The sequence below is a fragment of the Marivivens sp. ABH4_498 genome (assembly GCF_056160585.1).
In genome coordinates, this window is record NZ_JBSWXL010000004.1 from 1 (window position 1) to 22,297 (window position 22,297).

General features: G+C 53.9%; 19 protein-coding genes and 1 tRNA gene. 8 read left to right on the forward strand and 12 right to left on the reverse strand.

Going from position 1 to position 22,297, the window contains the following annotated elements; all coding sequences use genetic code 11:
- On the reverse strand, positions 1 to 3,019 hold a 3,019-nt coding region (locus tag ACXAGA_RS10165), incomplete at its 3' end, for an Ig-like domain-containing protein (protein WP_475117365.1).
- Positions 3,020 to 3,679: 660 nt separating this feature from the next.
- Positions 3,680 to 3,764, reverse strand: a tRNA-Leu gene (locus tag ACXAGA_RS10170).
- 112 nt (positions 3,765 to 3,876) lie between these two features.
- On the opposite strand from ACXAGA_RS10170, the gene ACXAGA_RS10175 reads away from it, so the two are divergent.
- Together ACXAGA_RS10175 and ACXAGA_RS10180 are read left to right on the forward strand one after the other, a co-directional pair.
- Positions 3,877 to 4,455, forward strand: a complete 579-nt coding sequence (locus ACXAGA_RS10175) for a YqaA family protein (protein ID WP_475117366.1) — start codon at positions 3,877 to 3,879, stop codon at positions 4,453 to 4,455.
- Positions 4,452 to 4,925, forward strand: a complete 474-nt coding sequence (locus ACXAGA_RS10180) for a disulfide bond formation protein B (RefSeq protein WP_475117367.1) — start codon at positions 4,452 to 4,454, stop codon at positions 4,923 to 4,925. Before ACXAGA_RS10175 ends, ACXAGA_RS10180 begins: the two co-directional genes overlap by 4 nt.
- Positions 4,926 to 4,953: 28 nt before the next feature.
- Here ACXAGA_RS10180 and hflX read toward each other — a convergent pair whose 3' ends face one another.
- The 4 genes from hflX to trkA form a co-directional block, all read right to left on the reverse strand.
- Positions 4,954 to 6,231 (reverse strand): GTPase HflX, encoded by a 1,278-nt coding sequence (gene hflX / locus ACXAGA_RS10185; protein ID WP_475117368.1) that lies wholly within the window; start codon positions 6,229 to 6,231, stop codon positions 4,954 to 4,956.
- Positions 6,232 to 6,465 carry an RNA chaperone Hfq gene (gene hfq / locus ACXAGA_RS10190; protein ID WP_086450465.1) on the reverse strand — a complete coding sequence of 78 codons (234 nt, stop codon included), beginning with the start codon at positions 6,463 to 6,465 and terminating at the stop codon, positions 6,232 to 6,234.
- Positions 6,466 to 6,571: 106 nt separating this feature from the next.
- On the reverse strand, positions 6,572 to 8,092 hold the full coding sequence (locus ACXAGA_RS10195; protein ID WP_475117369.1) for a TrkH family potassium uptake protein: 1,521 nt from the start codon (positions 8,090 to 8,092) through the stop codon (positions 6,572 to 6,574).
- Positions 8,092 to 9,468, reverse strand: a complete 1,377-nt coding sequence (trkA, locus tag ACXAGA_RS10200; protein WP_475117370.1) for a Trk system potassium transporter TrkA — start codon at positions 9,466 to 9,468, stop codon at positions 8,092 to 8,094. Before trkA ends, ACXAGA_RS10195 begins: the two co-directional genes overlap by 1 nt.
- A 218-nt stretch (positions 9,469 to 9,686) precedes the next feature.
- Here trkA and ACXAGA_RS10205 point away from each other — a divergent pair, with 218 nt between their 5' ends.
- The gene (locus tag ACXAGA_RS10205) at positions 9,687 to 10,268 is read left to right on the forward strand and encodes a TetR/AcrR family transcriptional regulator (protein WP_475117371.1); all 582 of its coding nucleotides are present in this window, start codon (positions 9,687 to 9,689) and stop codon (positions 10,266 to 10,268) included.
- Between the two features lie 3 nt (positions 10,269 to 10,271).
- Here the strand turns inward: ACXAGA_RS10205 and ntrX are convergent, their stop codons facing one another.
- The 5 genes from ntrX to dusB all read right to left on the reverse strand — a co-directional run bounded on the left by ntrX (position 10,272) and on the right by dusB (position 17,461).
- Positions 10,272 to 11,663 carry a nitrogen assimilation response regulator NtrX gene (gene ntrX, locus ACXAGA_RS10210; protein ID WP_475117372.1) on the reverse strand — a complete coding sequence of 464 codons (1,392 nt, stop codon included), beginning with the start codon at positions 11,661 to 11,663 and terminating at the stop codon, positions 10,272 to 10,274.
- 7 nt (positions 11,664 to 11,670) lie between these two features.
- Entirely contained in the window at positions 11,671 to 13,917 is a 2,247-nt protein-coding gene (locus tag ACXAGA_RS10215) for a sensor histidine kinase NtrY-like (RefSeq protein ID WP_475117373.1), read from the reverse strand.
- Between the two features lie 93 nt (positions 13,918 to 14,010).
- Positions 14,011 to 15,375, reverse strand: a complete 1,365-nt coding sequence (locus ACXAGA_RS10220) for a response regulator (protein WP_475117374.1) — start codon at positions 15,373 to 15,375, stop codon at positions 14,011 to 14,013.
- Positions 15,375 to 16,457: a two-component system sensor histidine kinase NtrB gene (locus ACXAGA_RS10225; RefSeq protein WP_475117375.1), complete on the reverse strand. Its 1,083-nt coding sequence runs from the start codon at positions 16,455 to 16,457 to the stop codon at positions 15,375 to 15,377. Before ACXAGA_RS10225 ends, ACXAGA_RS10220 begins: the two co-directional genes overlap by 1 nt.
- Positions 16,454 to 17,461, reverse strand: coding sequence for a tRNA dihydrouridine synthase DusB (gene dusB / locus ACXAGA_RS10230; protein WP_475117376.1), 1,008 nt, complete (start codon positions 17,459 to 17,461; stop codon positions 16,454 to 16,456). The genes ACXAGA_RS10225 and dusB overlap by 4 nt, the downstream gene beginning before the upstream one ends.
- A gap of 181 nt (positions 17,462 to 17,642) precedes the next feature.
- On the opposite strand from dusB, the gene ACXAGA_RS10235 reads away from it, so the two are divergent.
- The 4 genes from ACXAGA_RS10235 to ACXAGA_RS10250 all read left to right on the forward strand — a co-directional run bounded on the left by ACXAGA_RS10235 (position 17,643) and on the right by ACXAGA_RS10250 (position 21,053).
- Positions 17,643 to 18,764 (forward strand): bifunctional 2-C-methyl-D-erythritol 4-phosphate cytidylyltransferase/2-C-methyl-D-erythritol 2,4-cyclodiphosphate synthase, encoded by a 1,122-nt coding sequence (locus ACXAGA_RS10235; protein ID WP_475117377.1) that lies wholly within the window; start codon positions 17,643 to 17,645, stop codon positions 18,762 to 18,764.
- The gene (locus tag ACXAGA_RS10240; protein WP_475117378.1) at positions 18,761 to 19,258 is read left to right on the forward strand and encodes a phosphatidylglycerophosphatase A family protein; all 498 of its coding nucleotides are present in this window, start codon (positions 18,761 to 18,763) and stop codon (positions 19,256 to 19,258) included. Before ACXAGA_RS10235 ends, ACXAGA_RS10240 begins: the two co-directional genes overlap by 4 nt.
- Positions 19,258 to 19,737 (forward strand): CinA family protein, encoded by a 480-nt coding sequence (locus ACXAGA_RS10245; RefSeq protein ID WP_475117379.1) that lies wholly within the window; start codon positions 19,258 to 19,260, stop codon positions 19,735 to 19,737. The genes ACXAGA_RS10240 and ACXAGA_RS10245 overlap by 1 nt, the downstream gene beginning before the upstream one ends.
- A 155-nt stretch (positions 19,738 to 19,892) precedes the next feature.
- Complete coding sequence (locus ACXAGA_RS10250) at positions 19,893 to 21,053, forward strand: ammonium transporter (RefSeq protein WP_086450454.1); 1,161 nt, start codon at positions 19,893 to 19,895, stop codon at positions 21,051 to 21,053.
- A 53-nt stretch (positions 21,054 to 21,106) separates the two neighbouring features.
- Here the strand turns inward: ACXAGA_RS10250 and ACXAGA_RS10255 are convergent, their stop codons facing one another.
- The gene (locus tag ACXAGA_RS10255; RefSeq protein WP_475117380.1) at positions 21,107 to 21,550 is read right to left on the reverse strand and encodes a type II toxin-antitoxin system RatA family toxin; all 444 of its coding nucleotides are present in this window, start codon (positions 21,548 to 21,550) and stop codon (positions 21,107 to 21,109) included.
- 153 nt (positions 21,551 to 21,703) lie between these two features.
- On the opposite strand from ACXAGA_RS10255, the gene hpt reads away from it, so the two are divergent.
- Positions 21,704 to 22,246 (forward strand): hypoxanthine phosphoribosyltransferase, encoded by a 543-nt coding sequence (gene hpt / locus ACXAGA_RS10260; RefSeq protein ID WP_475117381.1) that lies wholly within the window; start codon positions 21,704 to 21,706, stop codon positions 22,244 to 22,246.
- The last annotated feature ends 51 nt before the right edge of the window (positions 22,247 to 22,297 follow it).

Here is a 22,297-nt window from a genome sequence, read left to right on the forward strand (position 1 = left end):
ATGTCGCCTCGGTCACGGTCAGAGGCTCGCCCTCTGGATCGACGTCATTGCCCAGAACATCGATGGTGACGGGTGTGTCTTCATCGGTGGTGGCCGCATCATCCGCAGCGATTGGAGCCTGATTTACCTGTTCGCCGATGATGTTTTCAATCTCGACAAACGTGATTGTTTCGCCAGTCGGCACACCATTCGCGTCAACGAATACAACCGTACCGTCGATACCGTTGCCGTTGCTGTCTGGCGTGACATTGTCCAGATAGAATGGACCTTTGCCGGTCAGGTCTAGCGTGTCATAGTCATTGCCTGCGGCGCCACCATAGACGGTATCGCCTGCGCCACCGATGATATAGTCGGCGTCTGCACCAGCTTTAATGATGTCGGCACCTGCGCCGCCATCCAGATAGTCGTCTCCGGCTTCGCCGCCCAGAGTATCGTCGCCGTCGCCGCCAAATAGGGTGTCGTTGTCGTGGCCCAACCAGATTTGGTCGTTGCCCGCGCCACCGTATGCGACGTCAGTGCCGTTACCGTCCTCAGCTGTGCCGCGAACGTCATCAATAATATCGTCGCCATCACCGCCCGACATGACATCATCGCCGTCGCCGCCAATAATGCGATCGTTGCCGGCTTCGCCGTTCAGGTGGTCGTTGCCTGCACCGCCGTCGATGTAGTCGTCGTCCAAACCGGTCCAAGCAACATCATCACCTTCGCCGCCGTAAACAACATCGTTGCCAAGGCCGTCATCGGAGGTGCCTTCAACGTCATCGAACGTGTCGTTGCCCGCGCCACCGTGCATGGTGTCGTTGCCTTCGCCGCCAATCAGACGGTCGTCGCCTTCGTTGCCTTCGATGATATCGTCGCCAGCGCCGCCATCCAGATAGTCGTTGCCGGCAACATCAGAAACCAACACTGTTTCCATGTTGAAATCGGTCAGAGTGATCGCTTGGTCAGTTGCGCCGCCGTTATCGTAATCGATGACAATCGTTGCCACTGGGCCTTCGATCGACACCAGAACAGAACCGGTTACGGATGCGGTGGATACATTACCGGTATCCACGTCGCCGCCCGAAACGGTGTTGCCCGAAATAACCTGATTGCCGCCTGCGTCGAATGTGACAGGGACTTCGTTACCATCTGCGTCATAGGCGCGAATGGTGACAATATCATTGTGGGTATCGTTATCTGGGCCAAGGTCCAGATCGTTGATACGGAACGTCACATTTTCAACTTCGCCGGTGTAACCTGTTGTGTTCGCAGCAAAATCAATGGTCGTGGTCGAGGTGTTCGTGACATGCGATGCCGAACCGCCGTCACCGCCGCCATACAGGCGCAGAGCGGTCGCGGTATCAAACGCTTCGCCTGCTTCGGTGTATTGCGTTAGGTTAACGACCTCTGCCGTGGCGTGATTGCCCTGAGCGGCGAAGTTAAAGGTAGCCGTCACACCACCGATATCTTGGGTCGCGCCGTTTGGCACGGTGCCGCCTGCGGTGTAGTCGGTCCAATCCAGAACTGCGTCTTGATGAATAACGTTGCCGTTGCTGTCGCCGTCACCAATGATCGTGTCGTTGCCGTCGCCGCCCAAAACGACGTCGTCATTGGCGCCACCGATCAGCAAATCATTGCCTTCGTTGCCTTCGATCCAGTCGTCGCCAGCGCCACCGTCAATGGTGTCATCGCCAGGCAGCGTGTCTGCTGTCACGACAGGGTCAACGTCAAAATAGACGTCGGTGATGTTCACTGCGCTATCGTGATCGTTGTATTGCGAATGCACGATTTCCAGTTTGGTGATCGGGCCTTCGATATTGACCAGAACCGAATAATGGTGGTCCCAATCTTCGCTGTTGCCGCCGTTCGAATATGCGGTTTCTGCATCGCCGTTCTGACCGTCATAATCCACAACGGTGACGCCGCCGCCAGCCGACAGGCTGACCGGCACTTTGTTACCGTGGACGTCGTAGGCGTAAACCTGAACAGCAGAGCCGTTGTCGACATCGTTGATACGGAACGAGATATTGGAAACTTCGTCCGCAAAATCCAACGTGTGAACGGCGTAGTCGCCATGATCGTTCAGTTTCGACCCCAACGAGCTATGCGCATCCAGCTGTTCGGTGCCGCTGTTGATCGAATGAACTTTTTGTTCGTTCGATTCAAAGGTCACAACAGCGCCGCCGTGGTTTACGCTGGTGCTGTAGGTAACAGTGGTGTTGCCGGTGTCTTGGCTAAAGCTGCCCAGAATTTCGCCGCCATCAACCGTGCCAGGGCCATCGGTGTCAGGCGCATCTGTCCAGTTAAAGCTTTCGCGAACGGTTTCGGTGGTGCCTTCTGGCGACCCATAGGCGCCATTGATCGCGTCGCCGATCAGAACGTCATTGCCTGCGCCGCCCGACAGATCGTCGGAACCGCCGCCGCCGTAGACTTCGTCATTGCCAGCGCCAGCAATGGCAACATCGTCGCCACTACCTGCCACGATGATATCGTCATCACCGATTTCACCGGAAAGGATCGCATCTATGCTATCAACCAAATCGCCATCGGGATCACCAATGTATGTCGCGTCAATGATGTCTGCGCCTGCGGTACCTTCGACAATGCCATCACCCGTGGGCAGAGGTGCACATTGTACTTCACCGACTTTGACGCCATGGCAGTCGTTGTAGCCGCATACATCGAATGATTTTACGGGTTGATCACAGGTCACTTTGACACAGCCATCAATCCATTCATATTTCGCGTCGATGACTTTGCCGTATGCATCTTTAAAGATGACATCGACCTTCGAACCGCAATCGGAAAGGTTCACACCGTATAGGTTGAACGACACGTTATCTACGTTGCAGTCAAAATCGACGTTGATCGTGTTAGAACTTTTCGATCCCAAATCAACGCAGTTTTCACCGTTGTAGCTGTACGTAGACGTCGAGTGGGTCGAGGACGTTTTGCAGTCCATTTTGCCCCAATCGCCATTGTAGGTTTTTGTATCACCCCAAAGGCAGGTCGCCCAATCAAGCGTAAACCAGGTCATCTTTAACTCTCCATTTGCCCACTGCGGTCCATAGACCATGCAGCGTTAAGACCCGGATGAGAGCCAATGAGGCATACTCAGCCGAACCTATGCAGTCAGGCCCCCGCCCAACCGCAGTTGTTCATTTAAGCAAAAAGGAAACACCTTTTCGCAGACACCAAATATTCGATCGTCATAGCAGTAACGATCATGGCCGCCCCATTCGGCCATTTGCCCCCCAGTTTGGGCAGTACCTATGTATCCGAAGGGATATTCTGGAAAAAGGGAAAAATGTTCAAAATTTGTCACATGGCTATGTGCGACTACCCAAAGGGATAAACTATAGGCGTATGGCGCTACCGTTTTCCGTGCGCCTGTTTTTGCTGGAAAATGGGCGCGATGTACAAAAAAACCAATAAAAACGGACTTTTTCCGCTGCGCTGCAACATTTCAGAGTTGAGTTATGTTGAAAAATCGATCCGCCGCGATCCGGAAAATAGGCCATTAACCTTGCGTTAAAATTTATGGCGAAAAAATGTGCGCATCCGTACACTGTTTCCAAAAATGGTACATTTTCCGATTAAATCGTAAATTGATCAGCCAATGCAGCAACCACGCGCAATGCGCATGATCCTTTGACGAGAATCAAAATTTCACAAATTCAACATGTAAGGGATTTACTGGTGCCGGTGGAGAGACTCGAACTCTCACGATCCAGGATCGGGGGATTTTGAATCCCCTGCGTCTACCATTCCGCCACACCGGCCAGTGGCGTGTGATCTACACAGGGTTTTTGGTGGCGTCAACGGCCAAAGCGACGCTTGACCTATGTTGTTTGTTCGTGGCCTAACAGAACCTAATATTTATAGGCAGGTTTGATGCTACGTAAGCTATATGATTGGACTTTTTCGCTGGCAGAATCCCCGAATGCGCTTTGGGCTCTGGCATTTGTTTCATTTATCGAATCCTCGGTTTTCCCGATTCCACCGGATGTTTTGATGATTCCCATGATCGTCGCACGTCCGAACCGCGCGTTCCTGATTGCAGCGGTCGCGACGATATCGTCGGTATTGGGCGCGCTGGTGGGATATTACATCGGTTACGGACTGTATGAATCGGTTGGTCTGCCGATCCTCGAATTTTATGGCAAAGCTGACTATTTCCTAGAATTCCAACACAAATTCGACAGCTACGGTATTTGGGCCGTTCTGGTTGCGGGTGTGACCCCCTTCCCGTTCAAGGTTATTACGATCGCCTCGGGTGTGCTGGGGTTTGCGCTGGTCCCGTTTATCGTATCGGCCATCATCGCCCGCGCGCTGCGGTTCTTTATCGTGGCGGGGCTGTTGTGGAAATTTGGCACACCTATTCGTGATTTCATCGAACGTCGTCTGGGGCTTGTGTTCGTGGTGTTCTGCGTGCTTTTGATTGGCGGCTTCTACCTATTGAAATTCCTATGACACTGACACGCAAACACTACATCGTCATCGCAGCAGGCGGATCGGCCCTAACCCTGTTCGGGGCCATGGTCATATTCCAAAGGTTTATGGATTTGCCACCCTGCGCCATGTGCATCTGGCAACGTTGGCCCCACGCCATCGCGATTGGGCTGGGCGTCCTGGCCTATCTGACACGCGGATGGATTTTTCCGGCGCTGGGTGCGATTTCAGCGGCGGTGACCGCAGGGATCGGCATCTATCACTTTGGTGTCGAACACGATTATTGGGAAGGCCCGTCATCCTGCACCAGCGGTGGTAGCGGCATTTCGGGTATGTCGACCGCGGATCTACTATCCGTCGACAGCGGACCGAAATTGATCATGTGCGATCAAATCAGCTGGGAACTGTTCGGCATTTCGATGCCCGGCTGGAACGCCATCGTATCAATCATATTGGTGTATTTCTGGATCAAAGCGATCCGCGCCAGTTAAAGAAAAGGCCCGCAAATGCGGGCCTTTTTTATTGCTGAGCAAATTTGTTTTTCTGAACCTCGGACCAGGTAATCGTCAGTCGATACCCATCTTCGGTCTGAATTTCATCGTCCACGATCCCCTGCCCGAACAACCACGCCCGTTTTTTACCTGCACTAAACGGCAGATCGATCACTTCGGTTGTGTGGTTCGGCCGTAGTTTAATCGAAATCGCAGCCAGCAGTCGGTCCAATCCCGTGCCTTCGATCGCAGAGACGGCAAACAAATCGTCGCGGCGATCCGCTTGAGCCTGAACCGCATCTGATCCTTCGGCGTCCAGCAGGTCGATCTTGTTCCAGACTTCGATCATCGGGGATTCTTCTCCGATGCCAAGGCTGTTCAAAATCGCATGGACGTCCTCTGATTGTTCTTCGGTCTGTTCGTGACTGATGTCGCGGACATGGACGATCAAATCGGCATCCAACACTTCTTCTAGCGTTGCGCGAAACGCGGCGACCAATTCTGTTGGCAGGTCCGAAATGAAACCCACGGTGTCCGACAAAATTATCTCTTCGCCGCTTGGCAATTCGACACGGCGCATGGTCGGGTCCAGTGTCGCAAAGAGCATATCTTTGGCAAACACATCGGCCCCAGTCAGACGGTTGAACAGCGTCGATTTGCCAGCGTTGGTATAGCCAACCAAAGCAACGATCGGAAATGGCACTTTGGCCCGTGATTTGCGGTGCAATTCGCGGGTTTTGACCACCTTGTCCAACTGACGGCGCAGGCGCACCAGCTGTTCATCAATCGCACGGCGGTCTGCCTCGATCTGTGTTTCACCCGGACCACCGACAAAGCCCAAACCACCACGCTGACGTTCAAGGTGGGTCCACGCCCGCACCAATCGCGTCCGTTGATAGGACAGCGCGGCCATTTCGACCTGTAAAACGCCCTCTCGGGTGCGGGCACGATCGGAAAAGATTTCCAAAATCAGACCAGTCCGATCCAGAATCTTAACGCCCCACTCTTTTTCAAGGTTGCGTTGCTGGACGGGGCTTAGGTGACTATCGACCAGAACCAGTTCAACTTCTTCTAGTTTGAACTTTTGACGCAGCTCTTCGATTTTGCCGGATCCGAACAGCATACCGGGCTGCACTTTGGGCAGCGGAACGATATCCGATCCGATGATCGTTAATGCAGGCAAAGCAGCCGCTAGGGAAATAGCTTCTTCTAACGCCGGGCCAGCAGCACGGCGATCACGGTCACTGCGAATATCGGGATGCAGTACCCAAGCCCGCGTCGCGGGCCGTTCAGTTTCTAGAGTCAATTATTCTTCGCCGTCGTATAGGCTGATCGGAGCAGCCGGCATGATGGTCGAAATAGCGCTTTTGTAAACCAGCTGCGATTTTCCATCGCGGCGTAGAAGTACGCAAAAGCTATCGAACCAGGTAATGTCACCCTGAAGTTTGACACCGTTCACCAGAAAGATTGTTACAGATACCTTTGCTTTGCGCACATGGTTCAGAAAGGCATCCTGAAGATTCTGCTTGTCGGCCGCCATTATCGTTATCCTTTATTCTTGTGGCCGCGGACCGGCCCTATCGATACGCCCACTATGTCCAACGTAATCCAGAGTTTCCAGCCCAAAAATCAGAGATTTGCTGTGCTTATTTGCGCCAGAAGTCCGGATTGAACAGCGCGATGATCGCCAAAGCTTCGAGCCGGCCTACGATCATGCCCACCGCAAGGATCGTTTTGGCCATCGGCGGGACGCCCGAAATGGAAATCGGCGCCTCGGCTGCGGTTTCAACCAACGGGCCTGTATTCGACAAAACCGCGACCGATAGAACCATGGCATTTTCAAATTGAACACCGGTCAACGACAGCGCCACGATGATTGCGATGATCGACAGCGCGAATAGCATGAAAAAGACCCACGAAATCTGGGCGCCCTGACGGCGAATGCGGCGTGCCTCTTGCCCTGAACCACCGACCGACGACGGATGGACCAGTTTTTCCAATTCGCGTTCGGAATGACGGAACAACGCATAGACGCGCAGCAATTTCACCCCACCCGCGGTTGTCGCAATGCCGCCGCCGATCAACGACAGACCCACCAGCATCAAACCGGGCGTTGATAGATTCGACCAATCGGTGACTGCGCCCCATGCTTTGGATTCGAAACCGGTCGTGGTCAGGAACGACAATGTCGTGAACAGCCCGCCCCACAGCGCCCGTAGCCCGTCCATCATCCCAGTGGCGGTTTCGCCTTCGACGACACCGGCAAAGTGGCGCAGATATAAAACGGTTGGTACAAGTATAATGAGGATCAGCGCCATTTGTAGTTCAGGATCGCGCCATATTTTGCCCCGTACTTGGTCAACGGTGTCCTGACTAAAGGTCAAACGGGACACAGCAAAGAACATGAACCCAAAGATTAGGATTTCACCCCAAATACCGCTTTCAGCCCAATATAGCCCACCAACTGGTGAAATGCCCGATGTGGACAGGGTCGCCATCGCATGGCACAGTGCGACAAATGGTCTGTCGCCCGCCACCATCAGACCCAGCCACAACACAAACGTCAGACCAGCGTAGATCGGCGTAAATTTCACCGCATACCTTGTGAGCCGTTCTGACGTGTCAGCAACCCGTGCAATCTGGACAAAGCTTTGGATGATGCGGCTGCGGTTGCCTGCGCTACGCACCTCGAACCCGCCTAAGTTCATCGGAGCAAGGATCGCAATAGCGGTGATCCAGACGAACAAACCGCCCATCCACCCGACAATAGACCGCCACAAATGCAGCGACGCATTCACCCGCCATGGGCTGTCGTACAAAGTTGATCCGGTGGTCGTGAAATCAGACACCATTTCAAACCACGCATCAAAAAACGTGGTGCGGCCGTGGGCTTCGTGAAATGGGATGGCCAAAAGAACGGGCAGCAACGCAAACGAAAACACCAGCGTGATGAAATGACTGCGCGCGATGCGGCGCGGCGGCCTGTCCCATGTCGACATCGCGATCAACGAACACAAAATCAGTGTCAGGATCGCGCCGTAGAAAAACGTCCGCGCGATATGAAATTCGTTATTGCCTAACGCATGGATCGCCGGGCCCATCATAGCCAAGCCTGATACGCCCATCAAAAGCACAAAGAACGGCAGGGATGTTATCCGCTTGATCATTAGAAAAAGTCGATCGCAACCTGAAGCAACTGTTCAACTCCAGGAACATCATCCGCCATGGCGAAAATTGCGACGATGTCGCCTTCTTCGATCCGCAGGTCACCGCGTGGTTTCAGGTATTTCCGATCACGATAGACGCCGCCGATCAAAACGCCTTCGGGGAAACCGACATCGCGGATACGTTCCCCAGAAATTGGCGACGTCCCCAGAACGTGGGCTTCGATCAATTCCGCTTCGGCATCGCCAATGGAATATACTGCACGCACCCGTCCATGACGGATATGGCGTAGGATCGATGACACGGTGGTCGCGCGCGGGTTGATGTAGGCATCGATATCCAATGGCCCCATCAACGGCACCAAGGTTGGATCGTTCGTCAAACAGATCGACATTTTTGCGCCCAATGATTTCGCGCGCACGCCTACCAGCATGTTGGTTTTATCGTCGTCCGTCACGGCCAGAACCGCGTCAGCGCTGCCGACGTTCGCCTCTTCTAACAGGCCAGAGTTCAGGCCATCACCGTGCAAAACGATGGTCCGTTCCAATGCATCCGCTGCGATTTCGGCCTGTTCACGGCTTTTTTCAATGACTTTGACGCGAACGCGGTCGGTTCGACTTTCTAGTTCTTTGGCAACCGCCAGACCGACATTGCCGCCACCAATCACGATGACACGCTCTTGTTTTTTGTTGTTCTTGCCGAACACCTCTAGCGTACGATCGACGTCTTCGGTCCGTGAAAAGACATAGACATCATCGCCCGGAAAAATCTGATCAGCGGGCGATGGTGCGAATAACGTGCCTTCGCGGCGAATGCCGACAACGATGGCTTGCAGGGTCGAAAACAGATCGGTCAACTGGCGCAATGGCGTATTGATGACCGGACAATCGTCGCCAACCGTGATCCCCGACAACTGCGCACGACCGTCAAAGAAATTTTCGGTGTCAAACGCAGCAGGAGAAGCAAGTCGCTGCAAAGCGGCCTCTGCGACTTCGCGTTCGGGGCTGATCACAACGTCAATCGGCATGTGATCGCGTCGATACAGGTCAGAATATAGCGCCGTCAGGTAACTTTGCGCGCGCAGACGCGCAATTTTGCGCTGCACGGCGAAAACCGAATGCGCGACCTGACAGGTGACCATGTTGACTTCGTCAGAATGGGTCGCAGCGATAATCATATCCGCGTCCCGTGCCCCTGCCCGATCCAGAACATCAGGATAGGACGCGTGGCCGGTCACACCATTCACATCCAAAGTTTCAGTCGCGCGGCGTACCAATTCAGGATTGTTATCAACGACCGTCACGTCGTTCCGTTCCGAAGACAAGTGGCGCGCAATCTGCCAACCAACCTGACCTGCGCCGCAAATAATGACTTTCATTTCGTTCCTGCCGGTTCGTAACAATCTGCCAACAAGTGGCAGAACCTGACCACACCGTCAATTGCAGCTTATTGACAAGAAACCAGAAATCGCGGCATGCTGTTTCCCGTTATACGTGCAATATAGACGACAATTAGTTTTTAGTAAAAAGTTTTAGGTGATCCATGTCGGAAAGTTTTCGTGCAAATGTCTTGTCTAGCGGCCGTATCGGCCAAAAAATGCGCACCCGCACACAATTATTGGCAGCAACGCGCGAATTGATGGCGCAAGGTGAATCAATTTCTGTGTCCCGCGTTGCGAACCACGCAAACATTTCCACGGCAACGGCTTATCGGTATTTTCCCGATCCCGAAACCATGAAACTAGAAGCCGTGATGTTTCACGACCTGGATGACACCCAGAACCTATTGGAAATGTTCGAAAAACGCGTAACGCCTGCGATGACGGTCAAAGATCGATTGCTATTGGCGCATCAGATTATGGTGGATTTTGTGCGCGACAACGAAGCGGGCTATCGTCTGTGTCTGGCCAAAGGTCAGGAACAAGCGGCGATTAACGACAAACCCACTCAGGTTGCGTCACCAATTTCGGCCTATCGTATGTCCATCATCGAACAGGCCGTTTCCCCTGTGCGCGCACGGTTTGGCGGCGCGTATAAGGATCTGTGCTGCACTTTGGCCTGCGTCTGCGGCCCCGAAGGGTATTTAACGCTGCGCGATGCCTGCAATCACCCGCATGAACGCGCTGTGCAAACCAGCGCGAAAGCGCTGGGTCTGCTGATCGAGGCGATGGAGCTGTAAGCTTTACCCAATTTCGGCAACGCGGTTACCTGATTTATTCGTGGTCACCACGCCCAGCGATTTTAGCTTGCGGTGCAATGCCGACCGTTCCATGCCGACAAACGCAGCTGTTCGACTGATGTTTCCGCCGAAACGGTTGATTTGCGTCAGCAGGTATTCCCGTTCGAACAATTCGCGCGCCTCGCGCAATGGCAATGTCGCCAAAGCGCCCGACAAAACAACGCGCCCTTCTTCGCTGGTCGTTTCTTCCGAACTTGGCAATTCTTTGGCGCTGATCGGTTCGTCGCTGTCGCCCAAAATCAAAACACGTTCGACCATGTTTTTCAGCTGACGCACGTTTCCAGGCCAAACCATCGTTTCCAGCATTGCACGGGCGTCTTCGGCCAATTCGCGCAAAGGTAGCCCTTGGGTCTGGTTGAACATCGCGATGAAATGTTCGGCCAACATGGGGATGTCTTCGCGGCGCTCCTCCAATGCTGGGATGTCGATCGGCACGACATTCAAACGGTGATACAATTCCTGACGGAAATTGCCTGCCTCGATCTCTGCAACCAGATCACAGTTGGTCGAACTGATAACCCGCAGATCAACCTCGATCAGTTCCGTTCCGCCAACACGGTTGAATTTCTGGTCGACAAGAACACGCAAAATTTTCGACTGCGTGCCCAACGGCATATCAGCAATTTCGTCAAAATAAATGACGCCGCCATTGGCCTGTTCCAGCAAACCGGGCTCGACACCGTTTTCTGCGCTTTCACGACCGAACAATACGTTTTCCATATTGTCAGGATCAATCGATGCGGACGTGACAACAACGAAAGGCGCACCGGCGCGGTTGGAATTGCTGTGGATATAGCGGGCTGCGACTTCTTTACCGACACCGGGGCCGCCGGTCAGCATAACGCGGCCGTTCGATTTGGTGACTTTATCCAAATTGGATTTCATAATCCGGAACGCAGCGCTATCGCCCAGCATTTCCCCAACAGGACCATCTGCACGGCGCAGTTCCAAATTTTCGCGGCGCAAACGCGATGTTTCCATGGCGCGTTTGATAACGACCAGCAGCTGATCGATATTGAATGGCTTTTCAATGAAATCGTAGGCGCCTTGTTTGATCGCAGCGACCGCGATTTCAATATTGCCGTGGCCCGAAATGATCACGATCGGAATTTCGGGATGTTCTTTTTTGACCTTGGTCAGAATATCGATCCCGTCCATGTGGCTGTCTTTTAGCCAAATGTCCAAAATCATCAGGGCCGGTTTTTCTTTGGCAATTTCGCCCATGCATTCGTCCGCATTTGCGGCCAAGCGCGTGGTGTAACCTTCGTCTTTCAGAATGTCCGAAATCAGTTCGCGAATATCGCGTTCGTCATCTGTGATCAGGATATCAGTCATAAGGCCCTCATGCTGGTACTATCTGTGCGGCCTGATCCACAGGCGTTACAGGGATTGTAATGACGGCTTTGGCCCCCACATGCGACGCGCCATCAAACGGGTCCGCGTCCTCTAGGTGTAGGCTACCGCCATGTTCTTCTAGGATTTTCTTTACAATAGGCAGCCCTAGACCTGTGCCCTTTTCACGGGTGGTCACATAGGGTTCGAACAGCCGCGCCCGATCTTCGGGTAGGCCAATGCCATTGTCAGAAATCGTAATCATTGCCCGATCATCCATACGCGTCATAGCGATACGAATTTCAGGGGAAAAATTCGAGTTTTGTCTTTCTTTTCGGGTCTCGATCGCTTCGCCAGCGTTTTTCACCAGATTGGTCAGCGCCTGCCCGATCATGGCAGGGTCAACATCCGCCACGAAAGGCGTATCGCTGATCGCGCTGCGGATCGTAACATCCGGCTGACCGGCCTCTTGCAGCGTGATGATATCGCGCAAGATCACGCCCAGATCATGGTTAACCTTTTGCGGTTCGGGCATTCGGGCAAATTTGGAAAATTCATCAACAATGCGCCGCAAGTCATTGGTTTGACGCACAATAACGGCAGTCATTTGTTCCAGAACATCCGACTCTTCGCCGACTTTTGGCGCAAATTTCCGTTTGATCCGTTCCGCCGACAATTGGATCGGGGTCAGCGGGTTTTTGATTTCATGCGCAATACGGCGCGCAACATCGCCCCATGCGGCAGTGCGCTGTGCGGTGACTAGGTCCGTCACATCGTCGAATGCAACAACGTAGCCTTCTAACGCACCGTCGCTATTGCGCCGCGTGCCCATGCGCACCAGCAGCGTTTCTTGTTTACCAGACCGGATCAAATTGACCTGATCTTGGACAACTTCGCGGCTTTCATCGCGCAGCATTGTCAAAAGCTCGGAAAACTCTGGGACAGCCACGGACAAGGCCACATTTTGCTGACCACTATGCATATCAAGTAGCCGTTGGGCAGACCGATTTACGAATGTAATTCTGCCTTCGGGATCCAATCCCACAACTCCGGATGTGATCGAACTCAGCACGGAATCGAACAGACGGCGGCGGCCTTCGATCTGGTGGGTATTTTCCAGCAGGGTGTCGCGCTGCGCCTTAAGTTGAGCGGTCATCTTGTTGAAATCACGTCCTAAAATAGCGATTTCATCATCGCCCACGATCTCTGGCACGCGGACGTTCAAATCGCCTTCGCCCACGCGGTGCGCAGCGGTCAGCAATCGACCAACAGGACGCGCCAAACGTTCGGCAAACCAAAGCCCCAGCCAAATCGCCGCTAGGATCAAAATGACGGCAAATCCCAGATACAAAAGACCGAATTCGAACAGCAACCTGCCTCTTTCGTTTTCCAGCTGGTTGTACAGCGTGACGGTCTGTTCGGTTTCATCCAGCAGGTTCAGCACATCCCCATCAACCGCGCGGCTGACATATAGATAGCGATCCAGAAAACTTTCTAGCGGGATGACAATCCGAAATTCGTTGTTATCCCAGTCTTCGATGATCAAGATGCCGTTTTCATCTGATAGCGCAATTTGATCAGGCGTCAGGCGTTCCAGATCGAATTCATATGACCCAACCGCGCGGGCGCGATAATCCCCTGCACTATCGATCACGAAGGCTTCGGTCAGGGACCGGTCGATGGTTGCCTGAACCGCGGCCAAAGCTTCGCGGACTTCGCCATCCGTCATAAAGGGCGTATTTTGCCGCTGTTGGTTGATATAGGCCGCGAGCGCCATGCCATCGCGCGTCAATTCACGACGATGTTCGTCTTTATACGCCTGCGCGGCCGCCAACGAACTGTTCAGAACGGTCCCCACACGTTGGGAAAACCACCCCTCTAGCCCCATGTTGATGGACAGAACCGCAAACACAGCCACCAACACGGTTGGGATCAGCGCAAGCAATGCAAATACGCCCGTCAAACGTAGGTGGAGCCTAGACCCAGCCGACCGTGCGCGGCGCGCGGATACCATTTTCGCCACGCGCTGCATGACCAACGCGGCAACGACCGTGATGTAGATAAAGTCGGCCAGCAAAGTCAGACGCAGGATATTATCGCTGGCGCCCTGATCCAACGGCCCCAAAACGACAAACGTCAGCGCAACCAGAATAGGCCCAAGGATCACCAGACCCAAAGTCGCCGCATTCTGGACGATGCGTTTTCGCCGCCAACGGTTGAACCGCGCAGCCCATGATCCCAATAGGGAATGGTACACTCGTTCGTCCTGTAACTTTCGGGTCTTTGCCCGATACCGCCTTTTTAATTGCGAAAAGCCGTGCGACTCTTTCGCAACTGTTGTGTGGCGAATTTACATCAACTTACGGCGCCGTGTCACGCGGATATCTAGCTCTGTGATCTTTTTGCGCAAAGTATTGCGGTTGATCCCCAGCAAATCGGCACATTTAGCCTGATTACCGCCCGTTGCATCCAATGCGATTTCGATCAGCGGCGTTTCCACCTCTTTCAAAATGCGCTGGTGCAAACCAGGAGGCGGCAGCACACCGCCATGTAGGTCGAAATAGCGACGCAGGTGTTTTGCAACCGACGCCGACAATTTGTCGCCTGCATCGCCGCTGCGCAAAGGTTCCATCGCGGGTTGGCTGTTCAGGATCGATTCCATCTCTGGTCTGGTGATTTCCTCTTCGGCGGCGGTGACGACCAGACGGCGAATGGCATTTTCCAACTGACGCACGTTTCCGGGCCAGCTATAGGCGCGGGCCAAATCCAGCGCGGATTGCGACAGGTGACGCACCGGCATGCCATCGCGTTCAGCGCGCGCCAGAAAATGATCCGCCAGCAACGAAATATCGTCTACGCGTTCACGCAACGACGGCACATTAATTGTGACGCCTGACAGACGATAGAACAGGTCTTCGCGAAACTCTCCAGCCTCCATGCGCGACATCAGGTCAGCCTGCGATGTCGCCATGATGCGCGGCGCGTGTTCGCCCAAAGTATCCAGCATCCGCACGATGCGGGCTTGGCTATCGTGGTCCATATCACCGACTTCGTCGAACAAAATCGACCCACCTTTGGCACGGGACAAAACAGCAGATGGACCATCCATCCCTTGCAGGTCACCTGGCGCGACAACCACAAACGGCAAACTGCGTCGATCCGACAAATCGTGCACCGATCGCGCAATCAGAGATTTGCCCGTACCGCTTTCGCCTGTGATCAGAACGGTCAGTTGGGTGTTCATGACACGCGCAACTAGGCGATACAATTCTTGCATGCCGCTGGTACGTCCGACCAAAGGCAGGTCGCTTTTGCGGTCTTCGCCTTCGGCACGCGCGGTTGGGGCGCGGCGCTTGACCTCTAACGCGCGGGCGGCGCGTTTCATCAGGTCGGGCAGATCAAATGGTTTCGGCAAATAATCGTAGGCATCCGCTTCGGCCGCTTGGATCGCTGTCATAATCGTGTTTTGCGCCGAAATCACAATCACAGGCAGGCCCGGGCGTGCTTCGGCAATTTTTGGCAATTGTTCCAGACCGTTACCATCTGGCATGACGACATCGGAAATCACCAGATCACCTTTGCCTTCTTCGACCCAACGCATCAATGTGACCAACGACGATGTCGCATGCACCTTACAGCCAGCACGGGTCAACGCTTGGGTTAGAACCGTGCGGATCGTGCGGTCGTCGTCAGCGACTAGTACTGTGCCGTCCATTATTGGTCTCCATCACTTATTTGAATATCATTTGGTGCAACTGGCAAAGAGATGCGGAATTTTGTTTTGCCCGGAACAGAGTCGACCGAAATCCAGCCGCCGACATCACCGATCAGTTTCGAAACCAACGCAAGCCCAAGCCCCGTGCCGTTTTCGCGGCCCGAAACGAACGGTTCGAAAACATCTGCGGCGATTTCTGGCGGCAACCCGGGACCATCATCGATAATTTCGACCTGCAGCGGCAGGCGCGCATGCGTTCCATCGTTTCTGCGTACCCGCAGGGATGCATCATAGAACGTATGCAGCCGTACCGACCCGCCTGCCCCGCCTGCCTCTGATGCGTTTTTCAACAGGTTCAAAAACACCTGTAGCAACTGGTCGGCATCCGCCATCGTCAAAGGAAGCGACGGATCGTAATCTTCGACGAACAGCATATGAGCGCCAAACCCGACCGAGGCAGACTGGCGCGCGCGATCCAATATATCGTGAATATTTACGGGCTTTAGAACTGGCGGACGCAGGTTGCCGAACTGTTCGACTTGTTCAAGCAATTTCACAATGCGCCGACATTCATCGACGATCAGGTCGGTCATTTCCTGATCTTCGGTATCTAGGTTCATCGATAGCAACTGCGCGGCACCCGTGATGCCAGCTAGCGGGTTCTTAATTTCATGCGCCAACATTTCGGCCATGCCGATGGCTGATTTTGCCGCCTTGTTGGATGACGTATTCACCGTCATGCGGCTTGCGATTTCACGGGGCGAAATCATCATGAGCATACCGTCGGCGGTGCCCTGTAGCGGCGCAAACTGAATGTTGCACTGCATGGGGGCGCGTTCACCCGACCCGACATCAATGTCGTTCACGAACAAGGACGATCTGTTGGCGCGGGCACGTTCAAAGGCTTCTTCGATCGGGGCGTCCACCATGACCTTGTCCCAGACATTGGACCCAACCAATGACCGCGACGACAAGTTCAGAAAACTTTCCGCCGATGGGTTGCTTTCCAATATCGTGTCATCCCCGCCCAGCAGCAGCGCTGGGACGGGCAAGGAATTCCATAAATTCTGGTCGTTAATCATGCCGCAACCTGAGTGTTCGGGGTCAACGCGTCAGGCAGCAAAGCCAATACCTTTGCCGGATCTTTTTCGGTCAAAACCGAACGGCGCAACTCTGCAGTTGGATTGGCGTTATCCATATACCACCCCAGATGTTTGCGCGCGACGCGCGTACCCAATTCTAATCCATAAAAACCAAGCATTTTTTCGTAATGCTCTGAAACCAAATCGATAATTTGTTCAACTGTCGGTGTGTCGGGCGGTGTTTGCCCTGCCAATTCGGCCGCGATTTGCGCCAGTAGCCATGGGCGTCCTTGGGCGCCGCGCCCGATCATGACGCCATCCGCGCCTGATTGATCCAGCGCCGTCTGGGCCGTTTGCGCATCGACAATATCGCCATTGGCCACAACGGGAATGGAAACCGCGTTCCGCACATTGGCAATCGCCGCCCAATCGGCAGAGCCTTTGTAGAATTGGCATCGCGTGCGTCCATGGATCGTAATCAATTTGATCCCTGCGTTTTCGGCACGTTCCGCCAGCGTCGGCGCATTCAACAGATTGTCGTCCCACCCCAGCCGCGTTTTTAGCGTGACTGGAATATCAACGGCTTCGACGACCGCTTCGATCAGGGTCAGCGCGTGATCCAGATCTTTTAACAAAGCCGAACCGGAATACCCGTTTGTCACCTTTTTCGCGGGACACCCCATGTTGATATCTATCAGACGGGCGCCATTTGCTTCGATCAACTTTGCAGCCTCGGACATCCAATAGGCATCACGACCTGCAATCTGGACCGCTGTGTTGGCTTGATCATAGCCCAGCTCTGCCCTTTCACGGACGCCGGGTTTGGCTTGGATCATTTCTTGGCTTGCGACCATTTCCGACACAACCCATCCCGCGCCAAAACGACCGACAAGCTGCCGAAACGGCAAATCGGTAATGCCCGCCAAAGGGGCCAAAGCGACAACCGGCGACAAAGCAACATCGCCGATATTTAGGGAATCACGAATTCGCAAGGAATTGCTCATTTGTTGTGCGTTCGATAGTGATCTAGACAATTGCGGCACCTGCCACAACGAAACTGGGTGTTTTTTTTGATCAATTGGACGCAATTGCACAAAAATTAATCAAACAGCCCGACATCCTATCAGGATTTGCCTGTCACCAACGGACGGCTTAAAGATCGTTCACAGTTTATAAGAGGCCAAGATGACCATAGCCGCGATCATCGTTGCCGCAGGCCGCGGCACCCGCGCTGGCGGGCCCATCCCCAAACAGTGGCAACTGCTGGATGGGCGTACGATATTATCCCGAACGATCGAACGATTTAACACATGCGATCATTGTGTGGTGGTTTTACATCCCGACGATTTCGACCGCGCGGCGGAATTTACAAACTGCATATTGGTGGCGGGCGGCGCGACGCGGTCTGAATCCGTTCTGGCGGGATTGAACGCCCTACGCGACATTGCCCCACACAAAGTGTTAATCCACGACGCCGCACGACCATTGACCCCGCGCCGCGTGATTGATGACGTGATAACCGCGTTGGACGTACACGATGCGGCCGCACCAGCAATGGCTGTGACCGATGCGCTATGGCGCGGTGTGGATGGCGTTGTAACGGATACACAAGACCGATCCGGAGTATACCGCGCGCAAACACCCCAAGGCTTTATCTATTCAGCAATCTTAAATGCGCATGAAACCGCGACGCAGGACGCGGCGGACGATGTCGAAATTGCACGCCTTGCAGGCATTGATGTTTGCATAACCCAAGGCGATGAAGCCAATATGAAAATAACCACGCCCGACGATTTTGCACGGGCCGAGATGATATTAAGGACGAATATGGATATCCGAACAGGCAACGGATACGACGTACATGCATTCGAAGACGGCGATCACGTCTGGCTGTGCGGCGTCAAAATCCCCCATACAAAGAAACTAAAAGGCCATTCAGACGCTGACGTTGGGATGCACGCCGTGACCGATGCGATCTATGGCGCGCTGGGCGACGGTGACATTGGCCAACATTTCCCGCCGACGGACCCGCAATGGAAAGGTGCAGCCAGCCATATTTTTCTGGAACATGCCTGTGCGTTAGCGCGCGAACGCGGGTACACGATTACCCATGTCGACTGCACATTGATTTGTGAACGCCCAAAAATTGGACCTCATGGCCCGACAATGAAGGCAGAAATGGCGCGCATAATGGGATTGGACCCTGACCGCGTTAGCGTCAAAGCCACGACATCCGAACGCCTAGGCTTTACCGGCCGCGAAGAAGGCATCGCATCCATCGCAACAGCAACATTGGTGAAATCATGACCGCTTGGGCCAAACCCGTCGCAACCGTCGCTTACGTTGGGCTGATGCGCCCTGCCCCCGGCACATGGGGATCGCTGGCCGCTTTGCCGCTGGCTTGGTTTCTGTATCAACTAGGCGGTGCGGTTCTAATCGCTGCTATGATTATTGTGGCCTATATTGTCGGGATTAAAGCGACCGCGATCTATACCGCAGGCAAAGCCGACCATGACCCATCCGAAGTCGTCATTGACGAAGTCGTGGGGCAATGGATTGCGCTGCTACCTGTGGTTTTTGGTGCGACGATGATGGGTGCGGACATCACGCGCCTATGGCCCGGTTGGATCGCGGCCTTTGTTCTGTTCCGCCTGTTCGACATCTGGAAACCGGGCCCGATTGGCACGGCGGACAAACGCGGCGACGCGACGGGCGTGATGCTGGATGATGTCATCGCGGGCGTTTTTGCTGCGATAACCTCTAGCGCGTTGGCAGCGTTTTCGCATCTGGTGCTTATGTAATGACGTTAGCTGAAACCCTACTGACCAAAGCCAAAGCCAAGGGCATTATGATCGCCACCGCAGAAAGCTGTACGGGCGGTATGGTTTCGGCTGCCATCACCGACATCCCTGGCAGTTCGGCCATTTTGGACCGCGGTTTTGTCACCTACACGAACAACGCAAAAATCGACATGCTGGGCGTGAATGGTCAAACACTGGCTGACCACGGCGCGGTCAGTTGCCAAGTCGCGCGCGAAATGGCGCTGGGCGCTGTCGCGCATTCGAACGCCGGAATGGCCGTATCTATCACCGGCATCGCTGGCCCCGGTGGTTCGGAATTCAAACCCGAAGGCCGAGTTTGTTTTGGCGTAGTAATTGGGCAGTACGTCAAAGTTGAAACGATTGAATTCGGCGCAATCGGAAGGCAAAGCGTCCGCGAAGCTGCGAAAAACCACGCTTTGCAGTTGTTAATCGACACAATTGATACCCAATGCGATTAATATGTGCGCACAGGCCTATTTATCTGATTAAATTTTAATCAATACGCAAACTGCCGCATAAATTAGCACACCAAAACCACATTGCCGCTTTCCTAAGCGGGCAAAATCCGCCTTTTGGCCCCTCAAAGAATGGGAAAACCTATAGGAGTGGGACAATGAACGGAGCGGATACCGCCTGGATTCTTGTTGCAACGGCCTTGGTGTTGTTCATGACACTGCCCGGCCTTGCGCTATTTTACGGGGGCCTTGTGCGCGCTCGTAACGTACTAAGTGTGTTCATGCACTGTTTCGCCATCGCATGTTTGATGAGCGTTCTGTGGATGATCGCAGGTTACACAATCGCCTTTGGTGGCGAAGGAGCATACTGGGGCGGCTTGTCCAAATTGTTCCTAACGGGCGTCGATGCAGACAGCCTGTCCGGCACAATCCCTGAAATCCTGTTCTTTGCGTTCCAGATGACATTCGCTGTTATCACGCCTGCGCTGATCGTGGGTGCATATGTCGAACGCATCGGCTTTGGCTTTGTTCTGGCGTTTTCCGCAGCGTGGATGCTGCTGATCTACGCACCCGTTGTTCACTGGATCTGGGGTGGCGGTTTCTTGGCTGAAATGGGCGTTGTTGATTTCGCGGGCGGCATCGTGGTGCACGAAACTGCTGGTCTGGCGGCAATTCTGCTAGCGCTCGTATTGGGCCCACGCAAAACCAAACATACGCCTCCGCACAACCCTGGCCTAGTCTTTGTCGGCGCGGGCATGCTGTGGGTCGGCTGGTTCGGCTTTAACGGCGGTTCGGCATTGGCTGCGGATGGATCGGCTGCGATGGCAATCACGGTCACCCACCTGTCGGCTGCGACCGCGTCGTTGACTTGGGCACTGTGGGAACGCATCAAATTTGGCCGCGCGTCGCTGGTTTCGATCGTCACCGGTTCGATCGCTGGTCTGGCATCGATCACCCCAGCTGCCGGTTCTGTTGGCCCGGTTGAAGCGCTGATCATCGGCGGCGTTGCAGGTATCCTGTGCCAAGAAGCCGTTGTTCTGATCCGCGACAAACTGAAAATCGACGACTCGTTGGACGTTTTCGCGGTCCACGGTGTTGGTGGTATTTTCGGCACCATCATGATCGCGGTCTTTGGCGGTGCAACTTGGGCGGCTCAGCTGACCGGTCTGGCTGTTGTGGGCGTGTTTACCATCGTTGGCACCCTGATCATCATCTACGTTGTCAAAGCGATCTTTGGCCTGCGCGTTGATGAAGAAACCGAAACCAACGGTCTGGATTTGGCAGTACACGGCGAACGTGGTTACGAATTGAATTCGTAAGATCACGTTAGACCTAATAAAACGGCCTCGCAATTTGCGGGGCCGTTTTGCATTTAACCATATAATTCTTTGGCGCGGTTTTCGAACGCCGCGACGATCCGCGACATGGCTTCGTTGAAAAACATCCCCGCAGCGCCCTGAAGAAGTTTGGATTTGAATTCAAAATCCACGCGAAACGACACATGACAGCCACCTTCGGCCTGATCAAATTTCCAAACCGAATTTAGATATTTGAACGGCCCATCAATATAGGCTGTTTCGATCTTTTTGCAGTCAGGCCAAAGTAAAACGCGGCTGCCAAAGCTTTCGCGGAACACTTTGAACGAGACGACAAGATCCGCAAACATTTCACTGTGGTCACCGTGATCGGTGATAGATCGAATTCGCGCGCCCGCCGTCCAAGGTAGGAATTTTGGATAATTCGCAACATCCCCGACCAGTTGGTACATTTGTTCGGGGGTATACGGCAGGAATTTCGTCTCGGCGTGTTGAGGCATCGGCAGCTCTTTTTTATCGTGCGCTGCTTTATTTACGTGCTGACGCAATGGACGCAAGGGGCGCGGATGCGGCGATTGGCTACAATTGGCCAATTATCTTTGACAAAGGGGAACCGCAAAGCCCAATCTAACAGCGCCACAAAGGAGCCATCCATGCCAGACAGACCCTATGTCATCGATGTTCTAATCTCTGCCAAAGCGATTGCGGCGCGGATTGAAGATTTGGCCAAAGAAATCGAAGCGGAATTTACAGACACCGACAAGCTGGTTGTGGTGGGTTTGCTTCGCGGGTCATTTGTGTTCATCGCCGATTTGGTGCGCGAAATTGATCTACCGATTGAAGTCGATTTTCTAGAAGCGTCATCCTACGGCGATGGCATGGAAACCACCCGAGAAGTGCGTATTCTAAAAGACTTGCGCGGCCAGATCGAGGGGCGCGATGTATTGATCGTCGAAGATATCGTAGACAGTGGTTACACGTTATCGCGCGTCACCGAATATCTGAAAACGCGCGGCCCTGCCCGTTTGAAAACAATCGCGCTGTTAGACAAACCCATCCGGCGCGAAGTTCCGTTTCAGGCAGATTGGATCGGGTTTGAAATCCCCGATGAATTCGTTGTTGGCTATGGCATCGATTTCGCCCAGCGTAATCGAAACCTGCCCTATATCGGCGCCGTGAAATTCATCCAAGATTAGGGACTGCTCCCGCCCCGCCCCGTCGGGCTACGCCCTAGTTGCGCGTTGGGG

What these genes read in the sequence shown, in the direction of transcription:
- ACXAGA_RS10235 (WP_475117377.1), top strand. Translation starts at nt 17,643, where the DNA reads ATGACCATAGCCGCGATCATCGTTGCCGCAGGCCGCGGCACCCGCGCT.
- ntrX (WP_475117372.1), bottom strand. Translation starts at nt 11,663, where the DNA reads ATGACTGATATCCTGATCACAGATGACGAACGCGATATTCGCGAACTG.
- ACXAGA_RS10245 (WP_475117379.1), top strand. Translation starts at nt 19,258, where the DNA reads ATGACGTTAGCTGAAACCCTACTGACCAAAGCCAAAGCCAAGGGCATT.
- ACXAGA_RS10180 (WP_475117367.1), top strand. Translation starts at nt 4,452, where the DNA reads ATGACACTGACACGCAAACACTACATCGTCATCGCAGCAGGCGGATCG.
- ACXAGA_RS10205 (WP_475117371.1), top strand. Translation starts at nt 9,687, where the DNA reads ATGCGCACCCGCACACAATTATTGGCAGCAACGCGCGAATTGATGGCG.
- hfq (WP_086450465.1), bottom strand. Translation starts at nt 6,465, where the DNA reads ATGGCGGCCGACAAGCAGAATCTTCAGGATGCCTTTCTGAACCATGTG.
- ACXAGA_RS10255 (WP_475117380.1), bottom strand. Translation starts at nt 21,550, where the DNA reads ATGCCTCAACACGCCGAGACGAAATTCCTGCCGTATACCCCCGAACAA.
- hpt (WP_475117381.1), top strand. Translation starts at nt 21,704, where the DNA reads ATGCCAGACAGACCCTATGTCATCGATGTTCTAATCTCTGCCAAAGCG.
- ACXAGA_RS10240 (WP_475117378.1), top strand. Translation starts at nt 18,761, where the DNA reads ATGACCGCTTGGGCCAAACCCGTCGCAACCGTCGCTTACGTTGGGCTG.
- ACXAGA_RS10195 (WP_475117369.1), bottom strand. Translation starts at nt 8,092, where the DNA reads ATGATCAAGCGGATAACATCCCTGCCGTTCTTTGTGCTTTTGATGGGC.
- trkA (WP_475117370.1), bottom strand. Translation starts at nt 9,468, where the DNA reads ATGAAAGTCATTATTTGCGGCGCAGGTCAGGTTGGTTGGCAGATTGCG.
- ACXAGA_RS10175 (WP_475117366.1), top strand. Translation starts at nt 3,877, where the DNA reads ATGCTACGTAAGCTATATGATTGGACTTTTTCGCTGGCAGAATCCCCG.
- ACXAGA_RS10220 (WP_475117374.1), bottom strand. Translation starts at nt 15,375, where the DNA reads ATGGACGGCACAGTACTAGTCGCTGACGACGACCGCACGATCCGCACG.
- ACXAGA_RS10250 (WP_086450454.1), top strand. Translation starts at nt 19,893, where the DNA reads ATGAACGGAGCGGATACCGCCTGGATTCTTGTTGCAACGGCCTTGGTG.
- dusB (WP_475117376.1), bottom strand. Translation starts at nt 17,461, where the DNA reads ATGAGCAATTCCTTGCGAATTCGTGATTCCCTAAATATCGGCGATGTT.
- ACXAGA_RS10225 (WP_475117375.1), bottom strand. Translation starts at nt 16,457, where the DNA reads ATGATTAACGACCAGAATTTATGGAATTCCTTGCCCGTCCCAGCGCTG.